Source organism: Corynebacterium sp. HMSC063A05 (assembly GCF_001809695.1).
Classification (GTDB): domain Bacteria; phylum Actinomycetota; class Actinomycetes; order Mycobacteriales; family Mycobacteriaceae; genus Corynebacterium; species Corynebacterium amycolatum.
Genome location: NZ_KV798510.1, coordinates 26627 through 47358, shown reverse-complemented (window position 1 = coordinate 47358; position 20732 = coordinate 26627). Strand labels below are relative to the sequence as shown.

The following is a 20732-nucleotide window of genomic DNA, read 5'->3' as shown; positions in this document are numbered from 1 at the left end:
GGAGAAGAGATAGCAATGTCGCAAAGTTCAGCAAACCAGCCGACTTCGGCGGATGCCGTCGCGCCGGGCGTCGATGCCTCGATGGCGGAGCGCCTGGATTATTTGGATGCTCAGCGTCGCCGTGTTGAGGCCGGTGGCGGTGAAGCTCGGCAGGCCAAGCAGCACGAACGTGGGAAGATGACGGCCCGCGAGCGTATCGACAACTTCGTCGACGAGGGCACTTTCCGTGAAACCGGCATGTTCATGACTCACCGCACCACCGACTTCGGCATGGATACCGCCGATGCGCCTGCCGACGGTGTGGTCACCGGCACTGCCGCGGTTCTCGGCCGGGCAGTGCACGTGGCCTCCCAGGACTTCACAGTCATGGGCGGCTCCGCTGGTGAAACGCAGTCCCGCAAGGTTGCAGCCACTATGCGTGCCGCTGCCGACAACGGCACTCCGTTCGTGTTTATCAACGACTCCGGTGGTGCTCGCATTCAAGAGGGGATCGACTCTCTGTCGGGCTATGGCCAGGTCTTTTACAACAATGTCTGGCTGTCCGGTCTGGTGCCGCAGATTTCCATCATTGCAGGTCCATGTGCTGGTGGCGCTGCCTACTCGCCAGCGCTGACCGACTTCATCATTCAGACTCGCAAGGCACAGATGTTCATCACCGGTCCGGGCGTTATTAAGTCTGTGACCGGCGAGGAAGTCACCTCCGAGCAGCTCGGTGGCGCTGATGCGCACATGGCTAAGGCCGGTAATATCGACTTCGTTGCCGACGATGACGAGCAGGCCATCCTGATTGCGCAGAAGCTCTTAAGCTTCCTGCCACAGAACAACACCGAAGAGCCGCCGGTTGTTGATCCGGTATTCGATGCCGAGCCGGATCCAGAGCTCCGCGACATCGTCCCCGTGGACGGCAAAAAGGGCTACGACGTCCGCGAGGTCATCATCCGTATCGCCGACAATGGCGACTTCCTCGAGTGCCAGGCGGGTTTTGCCACCAACCTGGTTGTCGGCTTTGGTCGAGTTCTGGGCCGTACCGTGGGCTTTGTCGCAAACCAGCCGAATGTGATGTCCGGTGTGCTGGACATCAATTCCTCGGACAAGGGCGCAAAGTTCATCCGCTTCTGCAACGCCTTTAATATCCCGCTGGTCACCCTGGTTGACGTTCCTGGCTTTATGCCGGGCGTCACCCAGGAACACGGCGGCATCATCCGCCACGGCGCAAAGATGCTCTACGCATACTCCGCAGCGTCTGTGCCCAAGGTGACCGTCGTCATGCGTAAGGCCTACGGCGGTGCGTACCTGGCGATGTGCTCGAAGGACCTCGGCGCGGACTACGTATTCGCATGGCCGACCGCAGAAATTGCGGTGATGGGCGCAGAAGGCGCGGTCAACGTGGTCTTCCGAAAGGAAATTGCGGCCGCGGGCGACGAGGAAGAGCAGGCACGCGTGCGCGACGAGCGTATCGCCGATTACAAGACACGCTTCTCGACGCCGTATGTCGCTGCCTCGCGAGGACTGGTCGACGACGTGATTGACCCGGCGGAAACTCGCCTGCGTGTGGCTGACGCACTGTCGGTTCTGCGTAACAAGCGTGAGGTTCGCCCGGCCAAGAAGCACGGATTGGGGCCACAGTAATGTCGGACAGCATCGGTGAGATTAAGGAGCTGCGAGCGCTCGTCGCTGAACTGACCGACCGGTTGGATGCGACCTCGACAAGCTTGCAGAAGGCCACGGCACGCCTGAATCAGGCAGAAAGCGAGTTGGCTGAACTGCGCAAACGCGTGGACGCAGATATCCCCGAGGACACTGTCATCGCCATTTCGGCAGCGGTGTCTGCGTACCTAGGCAATCGCGGCAAGGTGAAGGCAATTCGTTACAACCGCCACAAGACGTGGGCTGCGCAGGGCCGCCAGATCCAGCAGCAGCGCAACCTGCGTTAGTTGGAAATTTTCGATAACCGACTTATTTGAGCCTGATTCATTGACTTTTGCTACGTGAGGATTGTTGAGCCATGAAATTGAAAGTGACTGTCGGCGGCATTGCCTACGATGTCGACGTTGAAGTAGTTGAGGAGCCCAAGCGTCTTTCGCCCATCGTTTTGGGTGGGTCGTCTAGCGCTTCCGTTGAGCCAGCCACCGCTAGTGTCTCGGGTGTCTCCGCCAATTCGGTGGTGGCGCCACTGGCAGGTTCGGTCAGCAAGATTTTGGTCGAGGAAGGCCAGACGATTGAGGCCGGGGAGGTGCTGCTCATTCTCGAGGCAATGAAGATGGAAACCGAGATTACGGCCCCAGCTGCAGGCACCGTCGGCTCTATTCACGTCGAAGTCGGTGACGCAGTGCAGGGCGGCCAGGGACTCGTCTCGATTGATTAGTCGCATTAGCCGGGGTGTAAAGATTTTGGGGTGAAATCTTTCTAGCCCCGGTTGCTGGAAATACTTAAGGTTGCCTTAATATTTTCCTTATGAATGCCGTTCTTCTCGCCGTTTTGGTGATGCTAATCCTGGCGGTCTGCCGGGTACACGTTGTGCTAGCGCTGTTTATTGGCGCCTTGGTCGGTGGTCTTTCCGCCGGTATGGGGCTCGATGCCACAATGGTTGCCTTCCAGGAAGGCCTCTCTGGTGGTGCGAAGATTGCCCTGAGTTACGCCATGCTGGGTGCCTTTGCCATGGCAGTGGCATCCTCTGGGCTGCCCAAATTGCTGGCCGATTGGCTGATTGCCAAGATTGGCGCCGAGGATGAAGGCGCTAAATCTAAGGCAGAAGCATGGACCAAGTGGGGTATGGTGGCCGGTATTTTGGCCATGGCGATTATGTCGCAGAACCTCATCCCAGTTCACATCGCGTTTATCCCGCTGATCATTCCGCCGCTATTGCCGGTATTTAACCGTCTCAACATCGACCGCCGAATGATAACCAGTGTGATGACCTTCGGTTTGATCACCACGTACATGTGGGTTCCGGTCGGATTCGGTTCTATCTTCTTGAACGACATTCTGCTGGGCAACATCGAAAACGCCGGCCTTGATGTTTCCAATATCAACATCATGATGACGATGGGCATCCCGGCTCTCGGTATGCTGACTGGTCTGGCCATTGCGGTGTTCTTCTCCTACCGCAAGCCACGGCATTACGAAGACCTGCCGATTGCCGAGTCCTCGCATATGGAATCGCAGTCTGATGAACCTGTGTCGAAGTACCGAGTCATCGTTGCTCTCGTCGCCATTGTGGTGACCTTCGTCGTCCAGATTGTGATGAACTCCATGGACACCGATGCCGATCCACTGCTGATTGGTGCCCTCACTGGTTTGGCAATCTTCATGCTTACCGGTGCGGTGCGCTGGCGTGAGGCGGACGACGTATTCACTGCCGGTATGAAGATGATGGCCCTGATTGGTTTCATCATGATTTCCGCACAGGGCTTCGCCTCGGTGATGTCGGAGTCCGGCCAGGTCGAGCCGCTGGTGACCGCCACTGCAGACCTGTTTGCGGGCAACAAGCCTGCCGCTGCATTCGCCATGCTGGTCGTCGGTCTGGTGGTCACGATGGGTATTGGTTCATCCTTCTCGACGCTGCCGATTATCTCCATCATCTACGTGCCGTTGTGTTTGTCGCTGGGCTTCTCGCCGATGGCTACCGTCGCCATCATTGGTACTGCAGGTGCTCTGGGTGACGCTGGTTCGCCGGCATCGGACTCGACGCTCGGCCCGACGATGGGTCTCAATGCCGATGGGCAGCACGACCACATTCGCGATTCGGTTATCCCGACCTTCCTGCACTTCAACCTGCCGCTGTTGGCAGCTGGTTGGGTAGCAGCTCTGGTGCTTTAATGCCAGGGTTTGGCTATGACCGCGAATGCTTCAGTGGGGCTTACTGACCTGCGGTTCCCTTAATCCCGGCAACCCCCGCAATTCCGGCGATAAAGAGCTCGGTTCCCAGTGCAATGCGCTGGCGACCGAGCTCTTTTGCCTGTTCAGCGGCATCTTCAGAGGAAGCCTCGGCCGCAGCGCCCGTACTAGCGTTGTTCTCGCCATTAGTGTCACCCTTGTCAGATACAGACTTGGCGCCGTTCAGATTAAGCGCGATGGCTGTCTGCTGGTCGACTGTCGCGCCGAGAATGAAATACACGAGGACGGACGCGGTATCAGTCGCTGATGGGGTGCTGATGGAGGTTTCGGGTGCGTTCTCCAGGACGTCGGCAAGCAATTGCTCGGGGCGAATCGTGGCGGTGCCCGTAGCCAGCGCGGCCGAGACGACCTCGGCGCCATCCCGATGAGCGGTGAGGCAGGAGTAGAGCAGCTCGGCGATGACTTCGGTGTCGGCGCGCCAATCGCCTGTGGCGGAAAACTCTGTGCAGGGAGTCAAGATGCGGTCAGCGACGGCGCCGAGCAGTGCCTGCTTGGAAGGGTAGTGCCAGTACATTGCGCCAGCGGCGGTACCCAAGTGGCGAGTCAGACGGCGGATTGTGAGATCGCCGAGTCCGTACTCGTTGAGAATGGTAAGAGCTGCGTCGACAATGATGTCCTTGGTCAATTGCACACTGCCTACCGTAGACGAAAGAAGAATCATCTGGAAGATGTCTCAAGACTGAAATGCGGAGCGTAAAACCGCGACACGACGGGAATTGAACCCTGTTCGACATTCTGTAGATGCGGTATTAAGTTTGATAACTGAACAACTTCTCAAACAGTGTTCAAGTTTTATCCCCAGCCTCAAGGAGTGTCGCCCCCATGACTCAACAGCAGCAGGACATTTTGGAACTCGCCCGCGAAAAGGTGCTCGCCCGCGGAGAGGGGCTGAACTACGAGGAGACCCTGGCGGTTCTCAACCTCGACGACGACAGCATCGAGAATCTGCTGGCGCTGGCTCATGAGGTGCGCTTGAAGTGGTGCGGCGAAGAGGTCGAGGTTGAAGGCATTATCTCGTTGAAGACTGGCGGCTGCCCAGAGGATTGCCACTTCTGTTCGCAGTCGGGTCTGTTCGAGTCTCCGGTACGTTCGGCATGGCTGGATATCCCGGCTCTGGTGGACGCCGCCAAGCAGACTGCAAAGTCTGGTGCGACTGAGTTCTGCATCGTTGCTGCAGTAAAGGGGCCGGATGAGCGACTGCTCAGCCAGATGGAACAGGCCGTCGCCGCCATTCAGGCAGAGGTTGACATTAATGTGGCCGCATCGATGGGCATTCTGACGCAGGAACAGGTGGATCGCCTGGCCAAGGCTGGTATTCACCGCTACAACCACAACCTTGAGACCGCCAAGAGCTACTTCCCGCAGGTCGTGACCACCCACACTTGGGAAGAGCGCCATGACACCCTGCGTATGGTCGGCGAAGCTGGCATGGAAGTCTGCTGTGGCGGCATCCTGGGTATGGGCGAGACCCTTGAGCAGCGCGCTGAGTTTGCTCAGGACCTGGCGGCGCTCAACCCGACCGAGGTGCCGATGAACTTCCTCGACCCGCGCCCGGGCACTCCGTTCGCCGGTCGCGAGCCGATGCCAGCCAAGGATGCACTGCGTGCCATCGGTGCCTTCCGTTTGGCATTGCCGAAGACTATCTTGCGTTTTGCTGGTGGTCGTGAGCTCACCCTGGGAGACCTGGGTGCAGAAAAGGGGCTGCTCGGCGGTATCAACGCTGTCATTGTCGGTAATTACCTGACCACGCTGGGCCGTCCGGCGGAGCAGGACCTGGACATGCTTGGCAAGGTACGACTTCCAATTAAGGCCCTCAATGCAACTGTCTAAGCCTCGGACATCTAGCCCGCGCGCGACGTGGAGTAGGAAAGTCGACTCCACAGAGCTGCTCCAGGCCATGGTGCTGGGAGACGAGCCCAAATTCGATCCTTTTACCGGCGCCGACCTCCAAGCTGGTGAAGTGCGCGAACGCTCTTATGGTGCAAAAGCTGGATTGGAGGCACCTCGGTTCTGCCAGCTCTGTGGACGTCGGATGGTGGTGCAGGTGCGTCCGGACGGCTGGACTGCAAAGTGCTCGCGCCACGGCGAAGTAGACTCCGTTATGTTGGAGCAGCGATAAAAGGTGCTGGTTGTGCAAATGCGCCTTTCAGGCGCGCTAGTACTGGATGCGCGCCGTGAGGTAAGTTTGTCAACTATGACTATGAAAAATACCCGAGTCCCACACGTTGAAAAGCAGAGCGTGGCAATGACCTCGGGTATTGTTCTCTTCTCCGTTGTAACGGGATCGGTAACGGGAGTGGCCTGGGCATTCCTGCGGCCCAAGCAGCAAGTGCAAATGCTCCCCAATAACCAACTAGCGATTATTCAGGAAACCGTTGACGCTGGTTTTATTGGGCTGCTCTGGTTTGTTGCTGTCACTGCCATCAGCGGCCTGGTGCTGGGAATTACTACCTTCCGAAACCGTGCCATCACGACCCCTGTACAGATGCTCACGGCAATTGGATGGGCAGGTTTCTCCGCGTTGATGAGTGCAGCAGTGACGTACCTCGTCGGTCAGTCGATTGCGGCATTGCTCCAGCCGAATCTGGCGGGAATGCAGCCGGGCGATAAGTTCTCGGTGATTCCGGACTTCAAAACCTATGTAGCACTGCTGGTCGCGCCACTGGTTGCTATGCTCGCACTGTGGTCCCGGGTGTTGTTCCAAACGGACTTCACGGGAGGCAACGAGAGCGCTGCGGACAATGCTACGGACGCAGATTCGGTCACTAAGTGAGACAGTGAGGTTCTGCGCGGGGGCCGTCGTAAAGCACTACTTCCTACTGAACAGGGGTAGTTATTGGGAAATAGGCTTATACAAGCCTTACAATTTTGGGAAATAGGTTCGTCCTCGATGCCGGTATTCGCCCCGATTTAGGGGCATTTTCGATATTGTGTGGCGAGCTTAGGTCTCTTGCACTTGCCCGTTTGAGTCCGCTGCGAATGCGTCCGGGGATCGTTGCCGGTAACGGTGACGGCGTTTTCTCCGGTCGTAGCCACAGCCCATTGAAGTAAGGACGTAGTTTTCCGTGAATACCAGCCTTGCGGCCAATGCTTCCAGCCTGCCGCGCCTTGAATCGGATCTGTACGAATCGGTAGTCGATAAAGATGGCCGCTACGGTGGCGTAATTGCAGATGAGCGCTGGGCTCAGGAGATTAAGCGCCTCGCCCGCGAACGCAATGCCGTAATTCTTGCGCACAACTACCAGCTGCCGGAGATTCAGGATATTGCCGATTACACCGGCGATTCCCTCGGGCTTTCCCGCATCGCTGCGGAAACCGATGCCGATGTCATCGTTTTCTGTGGTGTCCACTTCATGGCGGAAACCGCCAAAATTCTGAGCCCTGAGAAGACTGTCCTTATTCCGGACGAGCGCGCCGGCTGCTCCCTGGCGGACTCCATCACTGCAGACGAACTGGCCGAGTGGAAGGCTGAGAATCCCGGCGCACTGGTGGTCAGCTACGTCAACACCACGGCAGACGTAAAGGCTCTGACCGACATCTGCTGTACTTCCTCCAACGCCGTCGACGTGGTCAAGTCCATCCCGGAAGACCAGGAGATCCTGTTCAACCCGGATCAGTTCCTCGGCGCACACGTCCGCCGTGAGACCGGCCGCGACAATATCAAGGTATGGGCTGGTGAGTGCCACGTCCACGCCAACATCAACGGTGAGGAACTCGCGCACCGCGCGGAAGAGAACGCCGATTCGCAGCTGTTCATCCACCCGGAGTGCGGTTGCGCGAACTCTGCGATTTACCTCGCGGGTGAAGGCACCATTGAGCCGGAGCGCGTGCAGATGCTCTCCACCGGCGAGATGCTGACCGAGGCGCAGAAGCTGAAGGAGAACAAGCCCAACGGCAAGGTGCTCGTGGCCACTGAGGTGGGCATGCTGCACCAGCTGCGCAAGGCCGCACCGGATGTCGACTTTGAGCCGGTCAACGACCGCGCTTCCTGCTCGTACATGAAGCTCATCACTCCGGCGGCTCTGCTGCGCTGCCTCGTTGAGGGCACCGATGAGGTCGACGTCGCTCCTGAGGTCGCCGACAAGGCGCGCGCCTCGGTCGAGCGCATGATCGCCATCGGTAATCCAGGCGGGGGCGAGTAACACGTTTGGTCTGCGCTCATCATTCGACAGTTGGACACTGACGTGTGACTTCCTCGTCATCGGCGGGGGAGTCGCAGGGCTCAGTGCTGCGCGTAGGGCCCTTGAGCTCGGCCTCGACGTGCTGGTTATCGACAGCGTCGAGTGGCGCGTCGGTGCCCGCAAACAGCTGCGTTTCGCCGATGCCGCCACGAATCTCGCACAGGGCGGGCTCGCGGTCGTCGGGCTTGACGACGACCCCAGCGGCCATGTGGCCAATGGGTTCGAGGACACCACTGATTCCCATATCGCGGACACCCTCGATGCCGGTGCCGGCCACTGCGATGAAGCGGCCGTGGCTTCTATCATCCGTGCCGGCGCTGCGGCGACCGAGTGGCTGATTGGGCTAGGCGCCACATTTGACCCGGCGCCGGATAACCCGGCCGTATATTCCCGCACCAAAGAGGGCGGACACCACGCGCGGCGCATCATTCATGCCGGTGGTGACGCCACTGGTGCTGAAATTGAGCGCGCCCTAGAAGCCTCAGTTACCGGCGTGCGAGTACTGCAGAACGCTACAGCGCGCCAGCTCATCGTTGGCAAAGACGGCCGCGTGCTGGGGGCGCTGGTAGCGGATCCCCGTGGTGGCGGCGCTATTCGCGCAGGTGCAACTCTGCTGGCTACCGGTGGCGTGGGGCATATTTACCGCGCGACTACGGCGCCTTCGGGCGCCCGCGGTGAGGCTATCGGCATGGCCTCCGATGCTGGCGCGGAGATTCGGGACATGGAGTTTATCCAGTTCCACCCGACAGTGCTCTATGACGAGCGATCGGCATCAGACGGCACCGGCCGACGCCATCTCATCAGCGAGGCTGTCCGTGGTGAAGGAGCCATCCTCGTCGATTCCCGGGGAAACAGTGTGACCGCCGGCGTTGACCCACGCGGAGACCTGGCTCCGCGCGATATCGTCTCGCGTGCCATCGCGACTCGCATGCGTCAGCTCGGCGAGGACCATGTCTTCCTCGACGCACGTCACATCGACAACTTCGCCGTCCGCTTTCCGACGATCACAGCGGGCCTGACCGCAGCGGAGATTGATCCGACCAAGGACCTCATTCCCGTGGCCCCGGCGGTCCACTACACCTGTGGTGGCATTGCCGTCGACCCATTCGGTGCAACTAGAGCGCCGGGTCTCTTTGCGGCCGGTGAATGCTCCGCGACGGGGCTGCACGGTGCCAACAGGTTGGCTTCCAATTCGTTGCTGGAGGGACTGGTCGTCGGCAAGCGAGTGGCCGAAAAAGTCGCTGAAACACACGCTGTGCCGGTCGGGGACGAGGAATTCGCAGCGGCGGTTGAAGGCCTGCCGCAGCCACGGCCGGAACTGGAACCGCGCCAGCTTTTCCGGTTGCAGACTGCGATGCAGGAAGGCGCTGGTGTAACGCGCAATGAGCAGAGTTTGCGGCAGGCATTGGCGGTTATCGATCGGCTCCCGCAATCGGTTCAGGTCGTGGCCGCAAGGAAAGTCGTCGAAGCGGCATTGGCACGACCATATACTTTGGGGTGCCACACTTGGTTTGAAAAGGACGGGGATTAGCTAGCCATGACTCTTGAGAAGGACACTCTGCGCGGGGTGCTGAACGAAAACATCACCCGCGGACTCATTCGGACGGCACTGCAGGAAGATATGAGCTTCGGGCCGGATGTGACTTCGCTGTCGACAGTCTCGGCAGCTGCGCAGGCACGCGCCCGCCTGGTGGCCCGGCAAGAGGGCGTTATCGCGGCTATCGATGCGGTGGAGTGGACGCTGCAGGAGGTCATCTCGGGTGAGTTCACCGTCGAAAAGCACGTTGAAGATGGCACCCTGGTGCGTCCTGGCACAGTGCTGGCAACGATTTCTGCGCCGACTCGGGGGTTGCTGACTGCTGAGCGGACAATGCTGAATATCCTCACGCACGCCAGTGGTGTAGCTACTGCGACGCGCCAGTGGGCTGACGCAATCGTTGGCACCGGTGCGCGGGTGCGCGATTCCCGAAAGACACTGCCGGGTCTGCGCAACCTGGAAAAGTATGCGGTGACCTGCGGTGGTGGAATTAAACACCGCTATGCATTGGGCGATGAGGCACTGATTAAGGACAATCACGTGGTGGCCGTCGGTTCCGTGTCCGGTGCGTTGAAGAGGGTGCGGGCTCAGTATCCGGAGCTGCCGTGCGAGGTGGAAGTCGATACCCTCGCACAGCTCGATGAAATCCTGCCGATGAAACCGGACATCGTCATGCTGGACAACTTCGAAGTTTGGGAGACCCAGATTGCGGTACAGCGCCGCTCGCAGATTTCTCCGGCAACCCAGCTGGAGTCCTCTGGCGGACTGACCATCGATGTGGCTCGTGAGTACGCGTCCTGTGGTGTCGATTACCTGGCTGTGGGCGCGCTAACCCACTCGGCCAAGGTGTTCGATGTCGGACTCGACTTCGACGAGCAGTAGCTGAATCAGCCCCGGTTTCGCCTCGTAGCTTCGCCTACAGGCGACGGGCGATCTCTGCCCCAATCTCGCTTAGTGCTGACCCCCAGCGCTCCCGCGATTGCTCATCACAGGTTTTCTGTGCGCGGTAAAGCGCCTTCTCCGCAGCACCGGCATCGCCCAAATGCAGGTGGCACTGTGCAATTTGTGCAAGCAGAGGCACGGCCTGGATATTGAGCTTGTCGGACTGGAAAAGTCCCGCCGCCAACTCCAGGTGATCAATGGCGCGCCCCTGATGTCCTCGACGAATCTCTGCCTGGCCGTTCAAGGTGTGCCACATCGCCCAGCGCAAGTGGCGCGGTGGGGTGTCCGCGGTCGGCTCGAAGCCGTCTTTCTCCAGGTTATCCAGCAGATCCAACCAATCCGCGGCCTTGTCCATCAGCTTTGGTGCAGAGCCACGGATGGGGCGCCCCAGACTGTCGGTTTGCGGGGCATCAGCCTTGTCGCCGAGCTCCTCGAACCCCTGCATCAGAGTTAGGGCTGCTTCCCAGAGGTTGTTTTCCTCAGCCAATGCCGTGGCGGCGTCGAAAAGCTGCTGCGGGCTAGAAGTCGCGGAATCACCAGAAGTAGTCATGACCTAACACTCTACTTTGTGCCACCGCCAGCACCGAAGTGGGCGGGGCGCTAGTATTCGTCGTCAAGCGACTGAATAATGATGACGTCAAGGGCATCGAGAACAGGATGGCCTTCCCACACGTCGCGGGGCAGAAGCTCTTCGACGCGCCGAGCATAGGCGGCGGCACCGTCGGAATCACCCGCGTCGAGACGGTAGCGAACCCCCGCCAGCAGCGCGCGGGCGGCTTCCTCGCCATCGCCGGACTGCAGGTAGCCCTTCGCGGCGGCTTCCACATGGTTGATGGCCAAAGTGTCGCGGCCAGCGGAGTAGAAGACGTAGGCGGCATCGTCGTGCCAGTCGGCGAGTGACCAGTCGTCGGAGATGAGCTTCTGAGAACGCAGCAGAAGGTCCTCAGCCTCGCTGAGCGTGTGGTCAATGGCGGCGGAAGCGTCCTCAGAGACGATCTCGGCGGTGAATTCGGAGCCCTCTTCGGAAATGACCAGGTCAATGACATGAATGATAGAACGCGCAGCCTGACGGTAGGCCTTGGCAGCGCCCTTGGTATCGCCGTTGCGTTCAAGGTGCTCGCCGTGCTCGATGAGCAGCTTTGCCGCCCGGCGGGGATTATTGCCGAGCCCCGCGGCTGTGGAGGCAATAGAAAACGCCGCGTCGGTGCGTTCTTCATCGGCGGTAAATGCTGACCAGTGCGCAACTGGTTCGGCAAAGCGCAGCGCCTCGTCAACCTCGTCGGCATCGAGGAGACTGCGGGCCAAAACGAGCTGGATATCCATGGTGATGGGGTTGACCGGCATGCCCTCGGCGCTGGCGAGCGCGCGGCGGGCAAATTCGGCGGATTCCGCGAAATCGCCGTGGGCGTTGAGAAGCGCACAGAGCAGACGCACGCTGCGAAGCACCGCGACCGTGAGTCCTGCATCGAGACCAGCCTGCACGATTGGGCGTAGCTGGCGGATTGCCTCCGCTTCCTCACCAGCTTCCAGAGAGAGAAAAGCCAGAAATTGGCGCGCTTCAATCGTCGTGGTGACGGGTTCCGACTGAGGAGCCGCTGCGACGCTGGCAGCGATGCGGGCGGCCCTGCGCAGTTCACCACGGCTGTGCGCGAGCTGCGCCTCCAACAGCTTCCGATCGTCGAAACTGCTTCGCTTTGGTGCCCAGCGTGCGGACCATTCAGAGAGCTGACCGGCGATTTCCGCCCGGCGCGCCAGCGATGCTGCGGCGCCGGCAACAGCCGCGCTGACCAGGTAGTAATAGGCCTCGCCGGGCTGTGGAGTGGTGGCGACGATGTCCTTAGTAAGACTGATCAGCTCAGGGATTTCGGAGTCCTCGGGGCGACGGCCGGTGATGGCATCACCGGGGTTGGCGTCGATGAAGGCCTCAGCCTCGGCGAATGCTCCGTAGGAGCGTGCGTGCAAGATCGCGGGGCGAATGTTGGCCTCAGTTGCCCAACGCAGCCACTCGGCGCGTGCAGCAGTGGCTTCTTCTACTAATTCGAGTTGGTCGGCAACTGCATGCCTGAGTGCGTGGAATTCGCCAATGACATCGGGGGAGTTTGTAGGTGCGTCGGCCAACCAGTGCGTGTGGGCGAACTTGGTGACCGCGCGCCAACTGGTGACGTGGTCGAGCGTGGCGCCGGCCTTGCGGGAAATAACCAGCAGCTCCGGGAGGGAGTCCGGCAATGCCTTTAGCGGATTGGGCAGGGGAGGAAAGTCCAAGGGGTCGGACGAGTTCTCCGTCGCTGATGCGTTTTCCGAATTCACTGACACGTGGTCGGCAGCGATGCCGGCTTCCCAATCGCCAACTTGAATTTCAGACTCAGAGTTTTCTTCTTCCCACCAGACCATTGGACTATCTTCGCCCGTGGCATCGGGAAGATGCAAAACTGCTTTGCTTTTCAGACCTGTACAGCCGGATGCGCTGTTAATCCGGGGTTGAAAAGCTACGCATTAGTCCACGAACTTCATCGCGCACCGGGTGATCCGGGCCGACTAGGTCGCCGATGCGAGTCGCGAACCGGCGGGCGCGTTCCTCATTGTTGTCACTAGCAGCAGCACGCACTGCGATAGTCAGCGTGCGGGCGGCATCGGCAGGGGCGTGGGCTTCTAAGAAAAGCTCGGCAGCTTCGTCGGCGTACTTGTACACGCCGTCGTTGTCCCATACCGACCAGCACAGCAGCGCCTGCGACTCGTGCCACTTGGCCGATTCCCAGGACCCAACCACGTAGCCACGCGAGCGTTCCATCAGGTGGTCGGTCAGCTCGCTTGTGGCGCCCACGTTACTGAGCGATAGTGCGGCATCCATCAGAGTTTCCGCAGGTGAAATCGGTGACGAGTATCCGGCACGAATATCGGCCAGCGCGTCGAAGAGCACTGCCGCATGTTCAGTATTTCCCTCTTGGACTGCCGATTCCGCCGCAATAGCACAGGAAAAATCAGTACGCGCGGAATCCTGGGTAGGCTCAGACCACTTTGCAACCGACTCCGCTTCCTGGCCGGCGTGGCGGAAATCTCCGAGCTCGTACAGTGCCGTTGCCTTCAGCAGCGCGATTTCCATGGTGATTTCACAGTCGGGGTAGTCTGCCGACACGTCCTGGGCGCGCTGAGTCAGCTTCAGCATCTCCTCGGCATCGGGCTTGTTGTGTGCCACCTCGAAGTTGATGTCTGCCATCTCACGAACCGCGAGAATATAGTCAGTGTCCAGTCTGTGCTGGTCCGCGACTGCCACGTTGTTCGACAGCATTCGGAACGCGGTATCGCTATTACCGGTCTCTATCGAGTACCGTGCCAAATTCTGCCTCAGCTCAAGGCCCGCGATTACGGAGCGGTTACCGATTGCATTGAGCTGTGAGGCGCAAAGTCGCGCTGCGTCGACGACCTTCCCGGCTCGGTGCAGCAGTGATGCCTCCGTCAGAGTCTTCGCCAGCGCAATCGACTCAAACTTATCCTCATTCGGCAGTGCCCGAATCATCTCGTGCAGCTCCCGTGCCAAGTCCTCGCGGTTGACCTTTCGCAAGGCGCTCGCAATCCGAATCAGCGCGTCAGTCAGTGCCGCCCGCTTCTTCCACTGGCGGGGGCTAAACGGCTCATCCGCTTCTTCGCTTGCCGACGATTCCTGCGGCCGCAGCCCATCCGCATCCGTGGTCACCGCGCTGTGGCTGCCGGTTGGGGCATCCAAATCGTCGGCAAGCACGAGTGCCCGGTACGAGGTGATTTCCCTGCTCATGCGTGCGATGAGGGGGATTTCGGTCTCTGCGGCAGCAGAGGTTTGACCATCGGCGATAAAGGTGGTGTAGCGGCGGGCTTCGTCTGCCGCCAGCCGTGCCCGGGCGCGCCAGTACTCCGGCACGTTGTCGTTATCGGATGCCCATACCATCCAGTTCAGGGCGGCATCGTGCGCAGCTGTCATCATGCCGAGCGATTCGGTGACCTCGCGGACAATGCGGTAAAACGCGCCGACGTGTTCGATAACGCCGTGGGCTTCCGGGGCAGAAAAGAGTTGTGGGTTGTAGAAATGATGCGCGAAAACTGATTCCAGTTGGCGCGTGGCCAGGGAATTGTCGGCTGCGGTCGCGTCTGCGTAGGCTGCGACGAGCTCCGGCAAATCCGGGCTGTTTCCTACCTGGTTCAACAGCTGACCTTTCTACGACTGGTTACTACTTTCCTTAACACTGTAATGGGTCACTGTGGCGGAGCTAACTTGCGCCACAGTATGAGGGGTTAAATGGGGCAATCGGTATGAACCTAACGTGAGAAATATATGCTTAGTTCATACTCAAGGGTGCCTTTAAGGGCGAATAGTAGCGAAAACCGTGGATAAAGTCTTTGGCTTTGACCCAGATTTTTAATACTTTGTTGTCATTTCTTTGTCACTCTGAAGTGCTCACGTATGAATCCATCGTGCGAATAGGCGGTTACTAATTAATTATGTTGTCCACTATTGATCTTCGCGGTCAGACTCCCACCACCGCCACTCTGCGTCGAGTGTTGCCGCGCGGTGCGGCAGACGTTGATTCCATGATTCCCACGGTCAAGCCCGTTGTCGATGACGTGGCAGCCCGTGGTGTGGAAGCGGCCATGGAGTACTCCGAGAAGTTCGACCGGATTCGTCCGGCATCCATGCGCGTTCCAGCGGAGGTTATCGATGCCGCGGAAGCCGCGCTGGAAGACGACGTCCGCTCTGCTCTGCAGGAGTCCATCGGGCGCGTGCGCGCGTTCCACGCTGCTCAGAAGCCGAATGACAAGACTGTTGAAATTCTTCCCGGCGGCATTGTCCGCGAGAAGTGGATTCCGGTTTCGCGCGTCGGTCTTTACGTCCCCGGGGGCAACGCCGTCTACCCGTCGTCTGTATTGATGAACGTCATCCCAGCTCAGGAAGCTGGTGTGAAGTCCCTCGTCGTCGCCTCTCCGCCACAGGCCGACAACGACGGCTGGCCGCACCCGACCATCCTGGCTGCCTGCAAGCTGCTTGGTGTGACCGAGGTGTGGGCCGTCGGTGGTGCACAGGCCGTCGCACTGCTCGCATACGGCGATGAAAATGAGAGCCTCGAGCCGGTCGACATGGTCACCGGTCCGGGCAACATCTTCGTTACCGCCGCTAAACGTCTGTGCCGCTCGGTCGTCGGTATCGACGCCGAAGCTGGCCCGACCGAAATCGCCATTCTTGCAGATAACGCCGCTGATCCTGTCTCCGTCGCCTACGACCTGATTTCCCAGGCAGAGCACGACATCATGGCCGCCAGCGTACTTATTACCGACGACGCCGATTTCGCCGCCGCTGTCGACCGCGAGGTCGAAAACCGCTACGAGGTCACCATGAACGCCGACCGCGTTCGTGAGGCGCTCACCGGCAAGCAGTCTGGCATCGTGCTTGTCGACGACATGAATATCGGCATCCAGGTTGCAGATGCCTACGCCGCTGAGCACCTCGAGATCCACACCGAAAACGCGCAGGCCGATGCCGAACGCATTACCAATGCCGGCGCAATCTTCATCGGTCGCTTCTCGCCGGTGCCACTGGGCGATTACTCGGCCGGCTCTAACCACGTGTTGCCGACCTCCGGCACCGCCCGCCACGCCTCGGGCCTGTCAACGCACACCTTCCTCAAGTCGGTCCACATGATTGACTACAACGAGGCCGCGTTGAAGGAAGTTGCCGACAGCGTAGTAGTCCTGGCCAACGAAGAACGACTGCCAGCGCACGGCGAGGCCATCCGTGCCCGCTTTGAGACGCTTCTCGGCTCTGAGGACAATGGCGCAGAAAAGGGGAACAACTAATGAGCAACCAGCCTGAGAATCAGCCACAGCCGTCGGTAGCCAAGTTGGCGCTGGCAGATTTGCCACTGCGCGACGAACTGCGCGGCGAGGAAGCCTACGGTGCCCCGCAGCTCGACGTCGATGTTCGCCTGAACACCAACGAAAACCCGTACCCGCCATCCGATGACCTCATCGCCGACCTGGTGGCGCAAGTGGAGAAGGTCGCCTCTGACCTCAACCGCTACCCGGACCGTGACGCAGTAGCACTGCGCAGCGCACTCGCCGATTATGTCACCCGCCAGACCGGCGTGGACATCACCGTCGACCAGGTATGGGCCGCCAACGGCTCCAATGAGATTCTCCAGCAGCTGCTGCAGGCATTTGGCGGGCCGGGGCGCAGCGCAATGGGCTTTGTGCCCAGCTACTCGATGCACCCGATCCTCTCGTCCGGCACGCAGACGGAGTTCATCGGCATCGCCCGCGACCCGGAGACCTTCGACATCGACATGGATAGTGCGCTCGCGGCCATTGCCGAGCACCGTCCTGACGTCATCTTCATCACGACTCCGAACAACCCGACTGGCAATCTGACCACGCTCGCTGACCTGCGCCGCATTATTGAAGCCGCGCCGGGCATCGTCATTGTCGATGAGGCCTACGCCGAGTTCACTGAGGAGCCGTCGGCGACAACGCTGCTGGCTGAGTTCCCGTCGAAGCTGGTTGTCTCCCGTACGATGAGCAAGGCTTTCGACTTCGCCGGAGGCCGCCTCGGCTACTTCGTTGCTAACCCGGCATTTATTGATGCTGTGATGCTCGTACGTCTGCCATACCACCTGTCGACGTTGACGCAGGCCGCTGCCACGGTTGCACTTCGCCACTCGGATGCGACGCTGTCGACCGTCGCAAAGCTTGCCGACGAGCGTGATCGCGTCGTAGCCGCCCTGAACAGCTATGGCTACGACGTGATTGACTCGTACTCGAACTTCGTCTTCTTTGGGCGCTTCGCCGATGCCGCCACGGCATGGCAGAGCTTCTTGGACGAGGGAGTACTCATCCGCGATGTTGGCGTGCCCGGTCGTCTCCGTGCCACTATTGGTCTGCCCAGCGAAAATGATGCGCTGCTGGCGGCGGCCAAGAAATTGGCAGCGACCGCGCTGGCTTAAGCGAAATGCTGCCGGTACATCCCACTACAAGGAGAGATCTGACTTATGCACTTCAGTGATAAGGACCATCTGGAGGCAGAGCGCACTGAGCGCGTTGGCCGTGTCGAGCGCGCCACCCGCGAATCGAGCATCGTCTGCTCGGTGAATCTCGATGGCACCGGCAAGACCGATATTTCGACCGGTCTGCCGTTCTTCGACCACATGTTGACCGCTTTCGGCTCCCACGGCAGCTTCGACCTGACTGTGCACGCCAACGGCGACACCGAGGTCGATGCACACCACACGGTGGAGGACACCGGCATCGTTATGGGGCAGGCGTTTGCCCAGGCGCTGGGGGATAAGTCCGGTATTCGCCGCTTTGGTGACAGCTTCATTCCGATGGACGAAACGCTGACGCACGCAGTGGTTGACGTGTCTGGCCGTCCTTATTTTGTTGGCACTGGCGAGCCAGAGCAGATGTTGACTGCCGTTATTGGTGGCCACTACGCAACGGTTATCAACGAGCATTTCTTTGAGTCCTTCGCCCTAAATGCCCGTATTGCGCTGCATGTTCGCTGTCTCTACGGGCGCGATCCGCACCACATCACCGAGGCTGAGTACAAGGCTGTGGCCCGTGCCCTGCGTGCTGCCGTCGAGGACGACCCGCGCGTCCACGGTGTGCCGTCAACCAAGGGCACTCTGTAGGTCGCAGCTGTAGTAGACGGCCGCTGTAGGAAACCGGAAAATCCGCCTTAGCTGGCATTTTAGGGGAATCGATGGTAACAACGTCTGTAGACGTGCTTTTAGCGCAGGTGTCTACCGCATCGACGCTGAGCACTTATTTTTTGTTCATTGTCGCTGGTCTGCTGGTGGGCGGAACATGGTCACTCTATAAGTCCGGATCGAGGGTCGGAACAATTGTCCTTGGTCTCTTATCTGTGATCGCGCTCGCCGGCGCAATTTTGTGGTTGATAGGAGTGATGGAGTAAATGGCGTCCCGGGTGATGGACCGCAGGCAGTTGGACGAACTGGACAGCATGTGGAAAGCGCCCGGACTAGTACCTACGCTAGTCGCCGTGATGGCCGCCTTCGGTGGCTGGTCACTCCTCATGCCTGTCATTCCGCAGGCAATTCTTGACGATGGCGGTGGAACCTCGCTCGCCGGTGCCTACACCGGTGTTTTTATGGCCGCTACCGTTCTCACACAGACGCAGACTCCACGTATGTGTCGCCGTCTTGGCTACGGCATGACCATGCTGATTTCAGGTCTGTTTCTGGGCTTGCCGACGATTCTGCACATCTTTGGCACCGATGCTGCTTTGGTGCTCATCATTGCGGTTCTCCGCGGTATGGGCTTCGGTGCGTTGACTGTCGCCGAGTCCGCATTGATTGCCGAGCTAGTGCCAATGAAATTTCTGGGTAAGGCCTCTGGCGTTCTCGGTGTGGCAGTTGGTTTATCTGAGCTCATTTTCTTGCCACTAGGACTAATCATTGCGGACAAGACGGGTTCTTACACCCCTGTTTATGTCCTGGGCGCCGTCATCTCGCTTGTCGGTTCGTTGATGGCACTCTTTATCCCGAAGATTAAGCCAGCGCCGAAGGAGGGCAAGGGCGGCAAGGAAGACGTCGGCGATCCTGTGCCCGGATCTGCAGCAACTCAGCCGAGCCCCGTTGAGCACGTTGCCACATGGAAGCTGGTAGCCATTCCCGCGCTCGCAATTTGCACGATTGCGATGGGCTTTGGTGGTATTTCCGCATTCCTTGCCCCGGCAGCTCGCGAAATTGATCTGGTCTCCGGTGCGGTTGTGGCTGGCCTGTCGCTGTCTGTTCTCGGTGGCGCGCAGATGGTGTTCCGTTACTTCGCAGGAATCTACGCCGACCGGAAGTCGGAGGCTGGAATTCTGCTGATTCCGGCATTGATCAGTGGTTTTATTGGCCTGCTGATGATGTCCGGCGTGGTTCTCTTTGATCTGTCGGCCTGGCTGCTGCTGGTTGCGGCCATTTTCTACGGCGCGGGCTTCGGCATAGTGCAAAATGAGGCTCTGCTGCTGATGTTTGCCCGCCTGCCGCGTGACCGTACTGCTGAGGCCAGTGCCTTCTGGAACATGTCCTTTGACTCGGGCACTGGTATCGGCTCGTTCGTTCTGGGAGCCGTAGCCGCGGCTGCACTCCGTCCGTACCCGGCTGTCTTTGCCTTTGCGGCAGCTCTGCTGGCAGTTGGTCTCATTGGTGCGGTGCTCGACCGAATCATCGGAAAGCACCGCGTGGCGGAGTACCAGAACACCCGCGCTACGCTGCGTCGTCTGGGGGATGCCGTGAAGCGTCGTACGCCGGAGGCCGCTGTGCGTGTTGCCCGCCCGGCAAAGAATGCAGTGACGCGTTTGACGGTTCGGGACCGCAAGAAGAAGTAACTACACACAAAGAGACATTTGAAAAAGAGTGGCTGCGCAAGTTCTTGCGCAGCCACTCTTTTTGGTTATTAGATGCAACCCCCGGCGTGGGGCAGCCGTGCCTGTTTATGCGACGGCGACGTCCATCTCGGTGAAGAGAGCCCGCAGGCGGGTTTCGATATCGTCGATAAGCGACTGGAGCTCATCGTCTGCGAGATTGTCCGGATCCGCGACATCCCATTCCACGTAGCGGTCGCCGGGGACTGCTGGTGTCTCGTCGATGCCCATGAGTACGACAACATCGGCGCGGTGGGAAACGCGGGGAGTAATCGCCTTTTGGGTGAGGCGTGAGGTGTCCACGCCACGGTCGTGAAGAGCCGCGACGACGCGAGGGTTCAGGCCATCCTCTGGATTGAGGCCGATAGTGCGGATAAAGACTTCGTCACCAACCAGGTGGTAGGCCAGGGCAGTGGCAATCTGGCTACGGCCGGAACCGCGGCTATCGGCAAAGAGAATCTCTTGGCGCGGGGCGAAGTCCTTGCATCCGCTCGCGGCCTTGATGCGCTCGGTGGCCTCGCGTTCGGCGAGGACGGGGAGGAAGTTAGTCACCTTCGCAGAGCTGGACAGCTCTGCAATGACATCGTCGAGGATGGAATCGATAGTCGCAGCATCGCAGGCTGCATCGTAGAGCCGGTGAAGGTCCTCGCGGACAATGGCAAATGATTTACTAAGAACGGATGCGGTAGTCATAGCGTCTGAGTCTCTCTGTGAAAAATAATCAGGAGTATTAGGGATAAATCAATAACTTAGTTAACCTGTTGTTAATCTTGAGTTTACCAAAGTA

General features: G+C 59.6%; 19 protein-coding genes. 14 read left to right on the top strand and 5 right to left on the bottom strand.

Features of this window, described 5'->3' with window-relative positions:
* The first annotated feature begins 15 nt into the window (after positions 1 to 15).
* The 4 genes from HMPREF2651_RS09045 (at position 16) to HMPREF2651_RS09030 (ending at position 3819) form a co-directional block, all read left to right on the top strand.
* Complete coding sequence (locus tag HMPREF2651_RS09045; protein ID WP_049182114.1) at positions 16 to 1629, top strand: acyl-CoA carboxylase subunit beta; 1614 nt, start codon at positions 16 to 18, stop codon at positions 1627 to 1629.
* A complete protein-coding gene (locus HMPREF2651_RS09040; protein WP_049182113.1) occupies positions 1629 to 1934 on the top strand; it encodes a hypothetical protein in 306 nt (101 codons plus the stop codon). Before HMPREF2651_RS09045 ends, HMPREF2651_RS09040 begins: the two co-directional genes overlap by 1 nt.
* 71 nt (positions 1935 to 2005) lie before the next feature.
* Positions 2006 to 2365 (top strand): biotin/lipoyl-containing protein, encoded by a 360-nt coding sequence (locus HMPREF2651_RS09035; RefSeq protein WP_038625742.1) that lies wholly within the window; start codon positions 2006 to 2008, stop codon positions 2363 to 2365.
* Between the two features lie 89 nt (positions 2366 to 2454).
* A complete protein-coding gene (locus tag HMPREF2651_RS09030) occupies positions 2455 to 3819 on the top strand; it encodes a Na+/H+ antiporter family protein (protein ID WP_038625739.1) in 1365 nt (454 codons plus the stop codon).
* 40 nt (positions 3820 to 3859) lie between these two features.
* Here HMPREF2651_RS09030 and HMPREF2651_RS09025 read toward each other — a convergent pair whose 3' ends face one another.
* A complete protein-coding gene (locus tag HMPREF2651_RS09025; RefSeq protein ID WP_038629043.1) occupies positions 3860 to 4528 on the bottom strand; it encodes a TetR family transcriptional regulator in 669 nt (222 codons plus the stop codon).
* Positions 4529 to 4719: 191 nt separating this feature from the next.
* On the opposite strand from HMPREF2651_RS09025, the gene bioB reads away from it, so the two are divergent.
* From bioB to nadC, 6 genes are all read left to right on the top strand, one after another.
* Positions 4720 to 5727, top strand: coding sequence for a biotin synthase BioB (gene bioB / locus HMPREF2651_RS09020; protein WP_038625737.1), 1008 nt, complete (start codon positions 4720 to 4722; stop codon positions 5725 to 5727).
* Positions 5714 to 6016, top strand: coding sequence for a biotin synthase auxiliary protein BsaP (locus tag HMPREF2651_RS09015; protein WP_038625735.1), 303 nt, complete (start codon positions 5714 to 5716; stop codon positions 6014 to 6016). Before bioB ends, HMPREF2651_RS09015 begins: the two co-directional genes overlap by 14 nt.
* A gap of 75 nt (positions 6017 to 6091) precedes the next feature.
* Positions 6092 to 6670 carry a hypothetical protein gene (locus tag HMPREF2651_RS09010; RefSeq protein WP_038625733.1) on the top strand — a complete coding sequence of 193 codons (579 nt, stop codon included), beginning with the start codon at positions 6092 to 6094 and terminating at the stop codon, positions 6668 to 6670.
* Positions 6671 to 6962: 292 nt separating this feature from the next.
* Positions 6963 to 8039: a quinolinate synthase NadA gene (gene nadA, locus HMPREF2651_RS09005; RefSeq protein WP_038625731.1), complete on the top strand. Its 1077-nt coding sequence runs from the start codon at positions 6963 to 6965 to the stop codon at positions 8037 to 8039.
* The gene (nadB, locus tag HMPREF2651_RS09000) at positions 8020 to 9609 is read left to right on the top strand and encodes an L-aspartate oxidase (protein ID WP_038625729.1); all 1590 of its coding nucleotides are present in this window, start codon (positions 8020 to 8022) and stop codon (positions 9607 to 9609) included. The genes nadA and nadB overlap by 20 nt, the downstream gene beginning before the upstream one ends.
* 6 nt (positions 9610 to 9615) lie before the next feature.
* Complete coding sequence (nadC, locus tag HMPREF2651_RS08995) at positions 9616 to 10497, top strand: carboxylating nicotinate-nucleotide diphosphorylase (RefSeq protein WP_038625728.1); 882 nt, start codon at positions 9616 to 9618, stop codon at positions 10495 to 10497.
* A gap of 34 nt (positions 10498 to 10531) precedes the next feature.
* Here the strand turns inward: nadC and HMPREF2651_RS08990 are convergent, their stop codons facing one another.
* The 3 genes from HMPREF2651_RS08990 to HMPREF2651_RS08980 are packed head-to-tail and all read right to left on the bottom strand — an operon-like array spanning position 10532 to position 14731.
* A complete protein-coding gene (locus HMPREF2651_RS08990; RefSeq protein ID WP_038625726.1) occupies positions 10532 to 11107 on the bottom strand; it encodes a hypothetical protein in 576 nt (191 codons plus the stop codon).
* Positions 11108 to 11157: 50 nt separating this feature from the next.
* On the bottom strand, positions 11158 to 12984 hold the full coding sequence (locus HMPREF2651_RS08985; protein WP_224786580.1) for a hypothetical protein: 1827 nt from the start codon (positions 12982 to 12984) through the stop codon (positions 11158 to 11160).
* Positions 12985 to 13024: 40 nt separating this feature from the next.
* Positions 13025 to 14731: a hypothetical protein gene (locus HMPREF2651_RS08980; RefSeq protein WP_038625724.1), complete on the bottom strand. Its 1707-nt coding sequence runs from the start codon at positions 14729 to 14731 to the stop codon at positions 13025 to 13027.
* 296 nt (positions 14732 to 15027) lie between these two features.
* On the opposite strand from HMPREF2651_RS08980, the gene hisD reads away from it, so the two are divergent.
* From hisD to HMPREF2651_RS08955, 4 genes are all read left to right on the top strand, one after another.
* Positions 15028 to 16377 (top strand): histidinol dehydrogenase, encoded by a 1350-nt coding sequence (gene hisD, locus HMPREF2651_RS08975; RefSeq protein WP_049182110.1) that lies wholly within the window; start codon positions 15028 to 15030, stop codon positions 16375 to 16377.
* Positions 16377 to 17519 (top strand): histidinol-phosphate transaminase, encoded by a 1143-nt coding sequence (locus tag HMPREF2651_RS08970; RefSeq protein ID WP_016422951.1) that lies wholly within the window; start codon positions 16377 to 16379, stop codon positions 17517 to 17519. The genes hisD and HMPREF2651_RS08970 overlap by 1 nt, the downstream gene beginning before the upstream one ends.
* Positions 17520 to 17564: 45 nt before the next feature.
* Positions 17565 to 18203: an imidazoleglycerol-phosphate dehydratase HisB gene (gene hisB, locus HMPREF2651_RS08965; protein WP_049182108.1), complete on the top strand. Its 639-nt coding sequence runs from the start codon at positions 17565 to 17567 to the stop codon at positions 18201 to 18203.
* A 284-nt stretch (positions 18204 to 18487) separates the two neighbouring features.
* Positions 18488 to 19909, top strand: a complete 1422-nt coding sequence (locus HMPREF2651_RS08955) for an MFS transporter (RefSeq protein WP_049182106.1) — start codon at positions 18488 to 18490, stop codon at positions 19907 to 19909.
* 105 nt (positions 19910 to 20014) lie between these two features.
* Here HMPREF2651_RS08955 and HMPREF2651_RS08950 read toward each other — a convergent pair whose 3' ends face one another.
* The gene (locus tag HMPREF2651_RS08950) at positions 20015 to 20638 is read right to left on the bottom strand and encodes an arsenate-mycothiol transferase ArsC (protein ID WP_049182105.1); all 624 of its coding nucleotides are present in this window, start codon (positions 20636 to 20638) and stop codon (positions 20015 to 20017) included.
* Positions 20639 to 20732: the final 94 nt, after the last annotated feature.

Coding starts and splice junctions, on each gene's coding strand:
- HMPREF2651_RS08950 (WP_049182105.1), bottom strand. CDS start 20,638: ATGACTACCGCATCCGTTCTTAGTAAATCATTTGCCATTGTCCGCGAG.
- HMPREF2651_RS09040 (WP_049182113.1), top strand. CDS start 1,629: ATGTCGGACAGCATCGGTGAGATTAAGGAGCTGCGAGCGCTCGTCGCT.
- nadC (WP_038625728.1), top strand. CDS start 9,616: ATGACTCTTGAGAAGGACACTCTGCGCGGGGTGCTGAACGAAAACATC.
- HMPREF2651_RS09030 (WP_038625739.1), top strand. CDS start 2,455: ATGAATGCCGTTCTTCTCGCCGTTTTGGTGATGCTAATCCTGGCGGTC.
- HMPREF2651_RS09035 (WP_038625742.1), top strand. CDS start 2,006: ATGAAATTGAAAGTGACTGTCGGCGGCATTGCCTACGATGTCGACGTT.
- HMPREF2651_RS08970 (WP_016422951.1), top strand. CDS start 16,377: ATGAGCAACCAGCCTGAGAATCAGCCACAGCCGTCGGTAGCCAAGTTG.
- hisD (WP_049182110.1), top strand. CDS start 15,028: ATGTTGTCCACTATTGATCTTCGCGGTCAGACTCCCACCACCGCCACT.
- bioB (WP_038625737.1), top strand. CDS start 4,720: ATGACTCAACAGCAGCAGGACATTTTGGAACTCGCCCGCGAAAAGGTG.
- HMPREF2651_RS08955 (WP_049182106.1), top strand. CDS start 18,488: ATGGCGTCCCGGGTGATGGACCGCAGGCAGTTGGACGAACTGGACAGC.
- HMPREF2651_RS09015 (WP_038625735.1), top strand. CDS start 5,714: ATGCAACTGTCTAAGCCTCGGACATCTAGCCCGCGCGCGACGTGGAGT.
- HMPREF2651_RS09045 (WP_049182114.1), top strand. CDS start 16: ATGTCGCAAAGTTCAGCAAACCAGCCGACTTCGGCGGATGCCGTCGCG.
- hisB (WP_049182108.1), top strand. CDS start 17,565: ATGCACTTCAGTGATAAGGACCATCTGGAGGCAGAGCGCACTGAGCGC.
- HMPREF2651_RS09010 (WP_038625733.1), top strand. CDS start 6,092: ATGACTATGAAAAATACCCGAGTCCCACACGTTGAAAAGCAGAGCGTG.
- HMPREF2651_RS08990 (WP_038625726.1), bottom strand. CDS start 11,107: ATGACTACTTCTGGTGATTCCGCGACTTCTAGCCCGCAGCAGCTTTTC.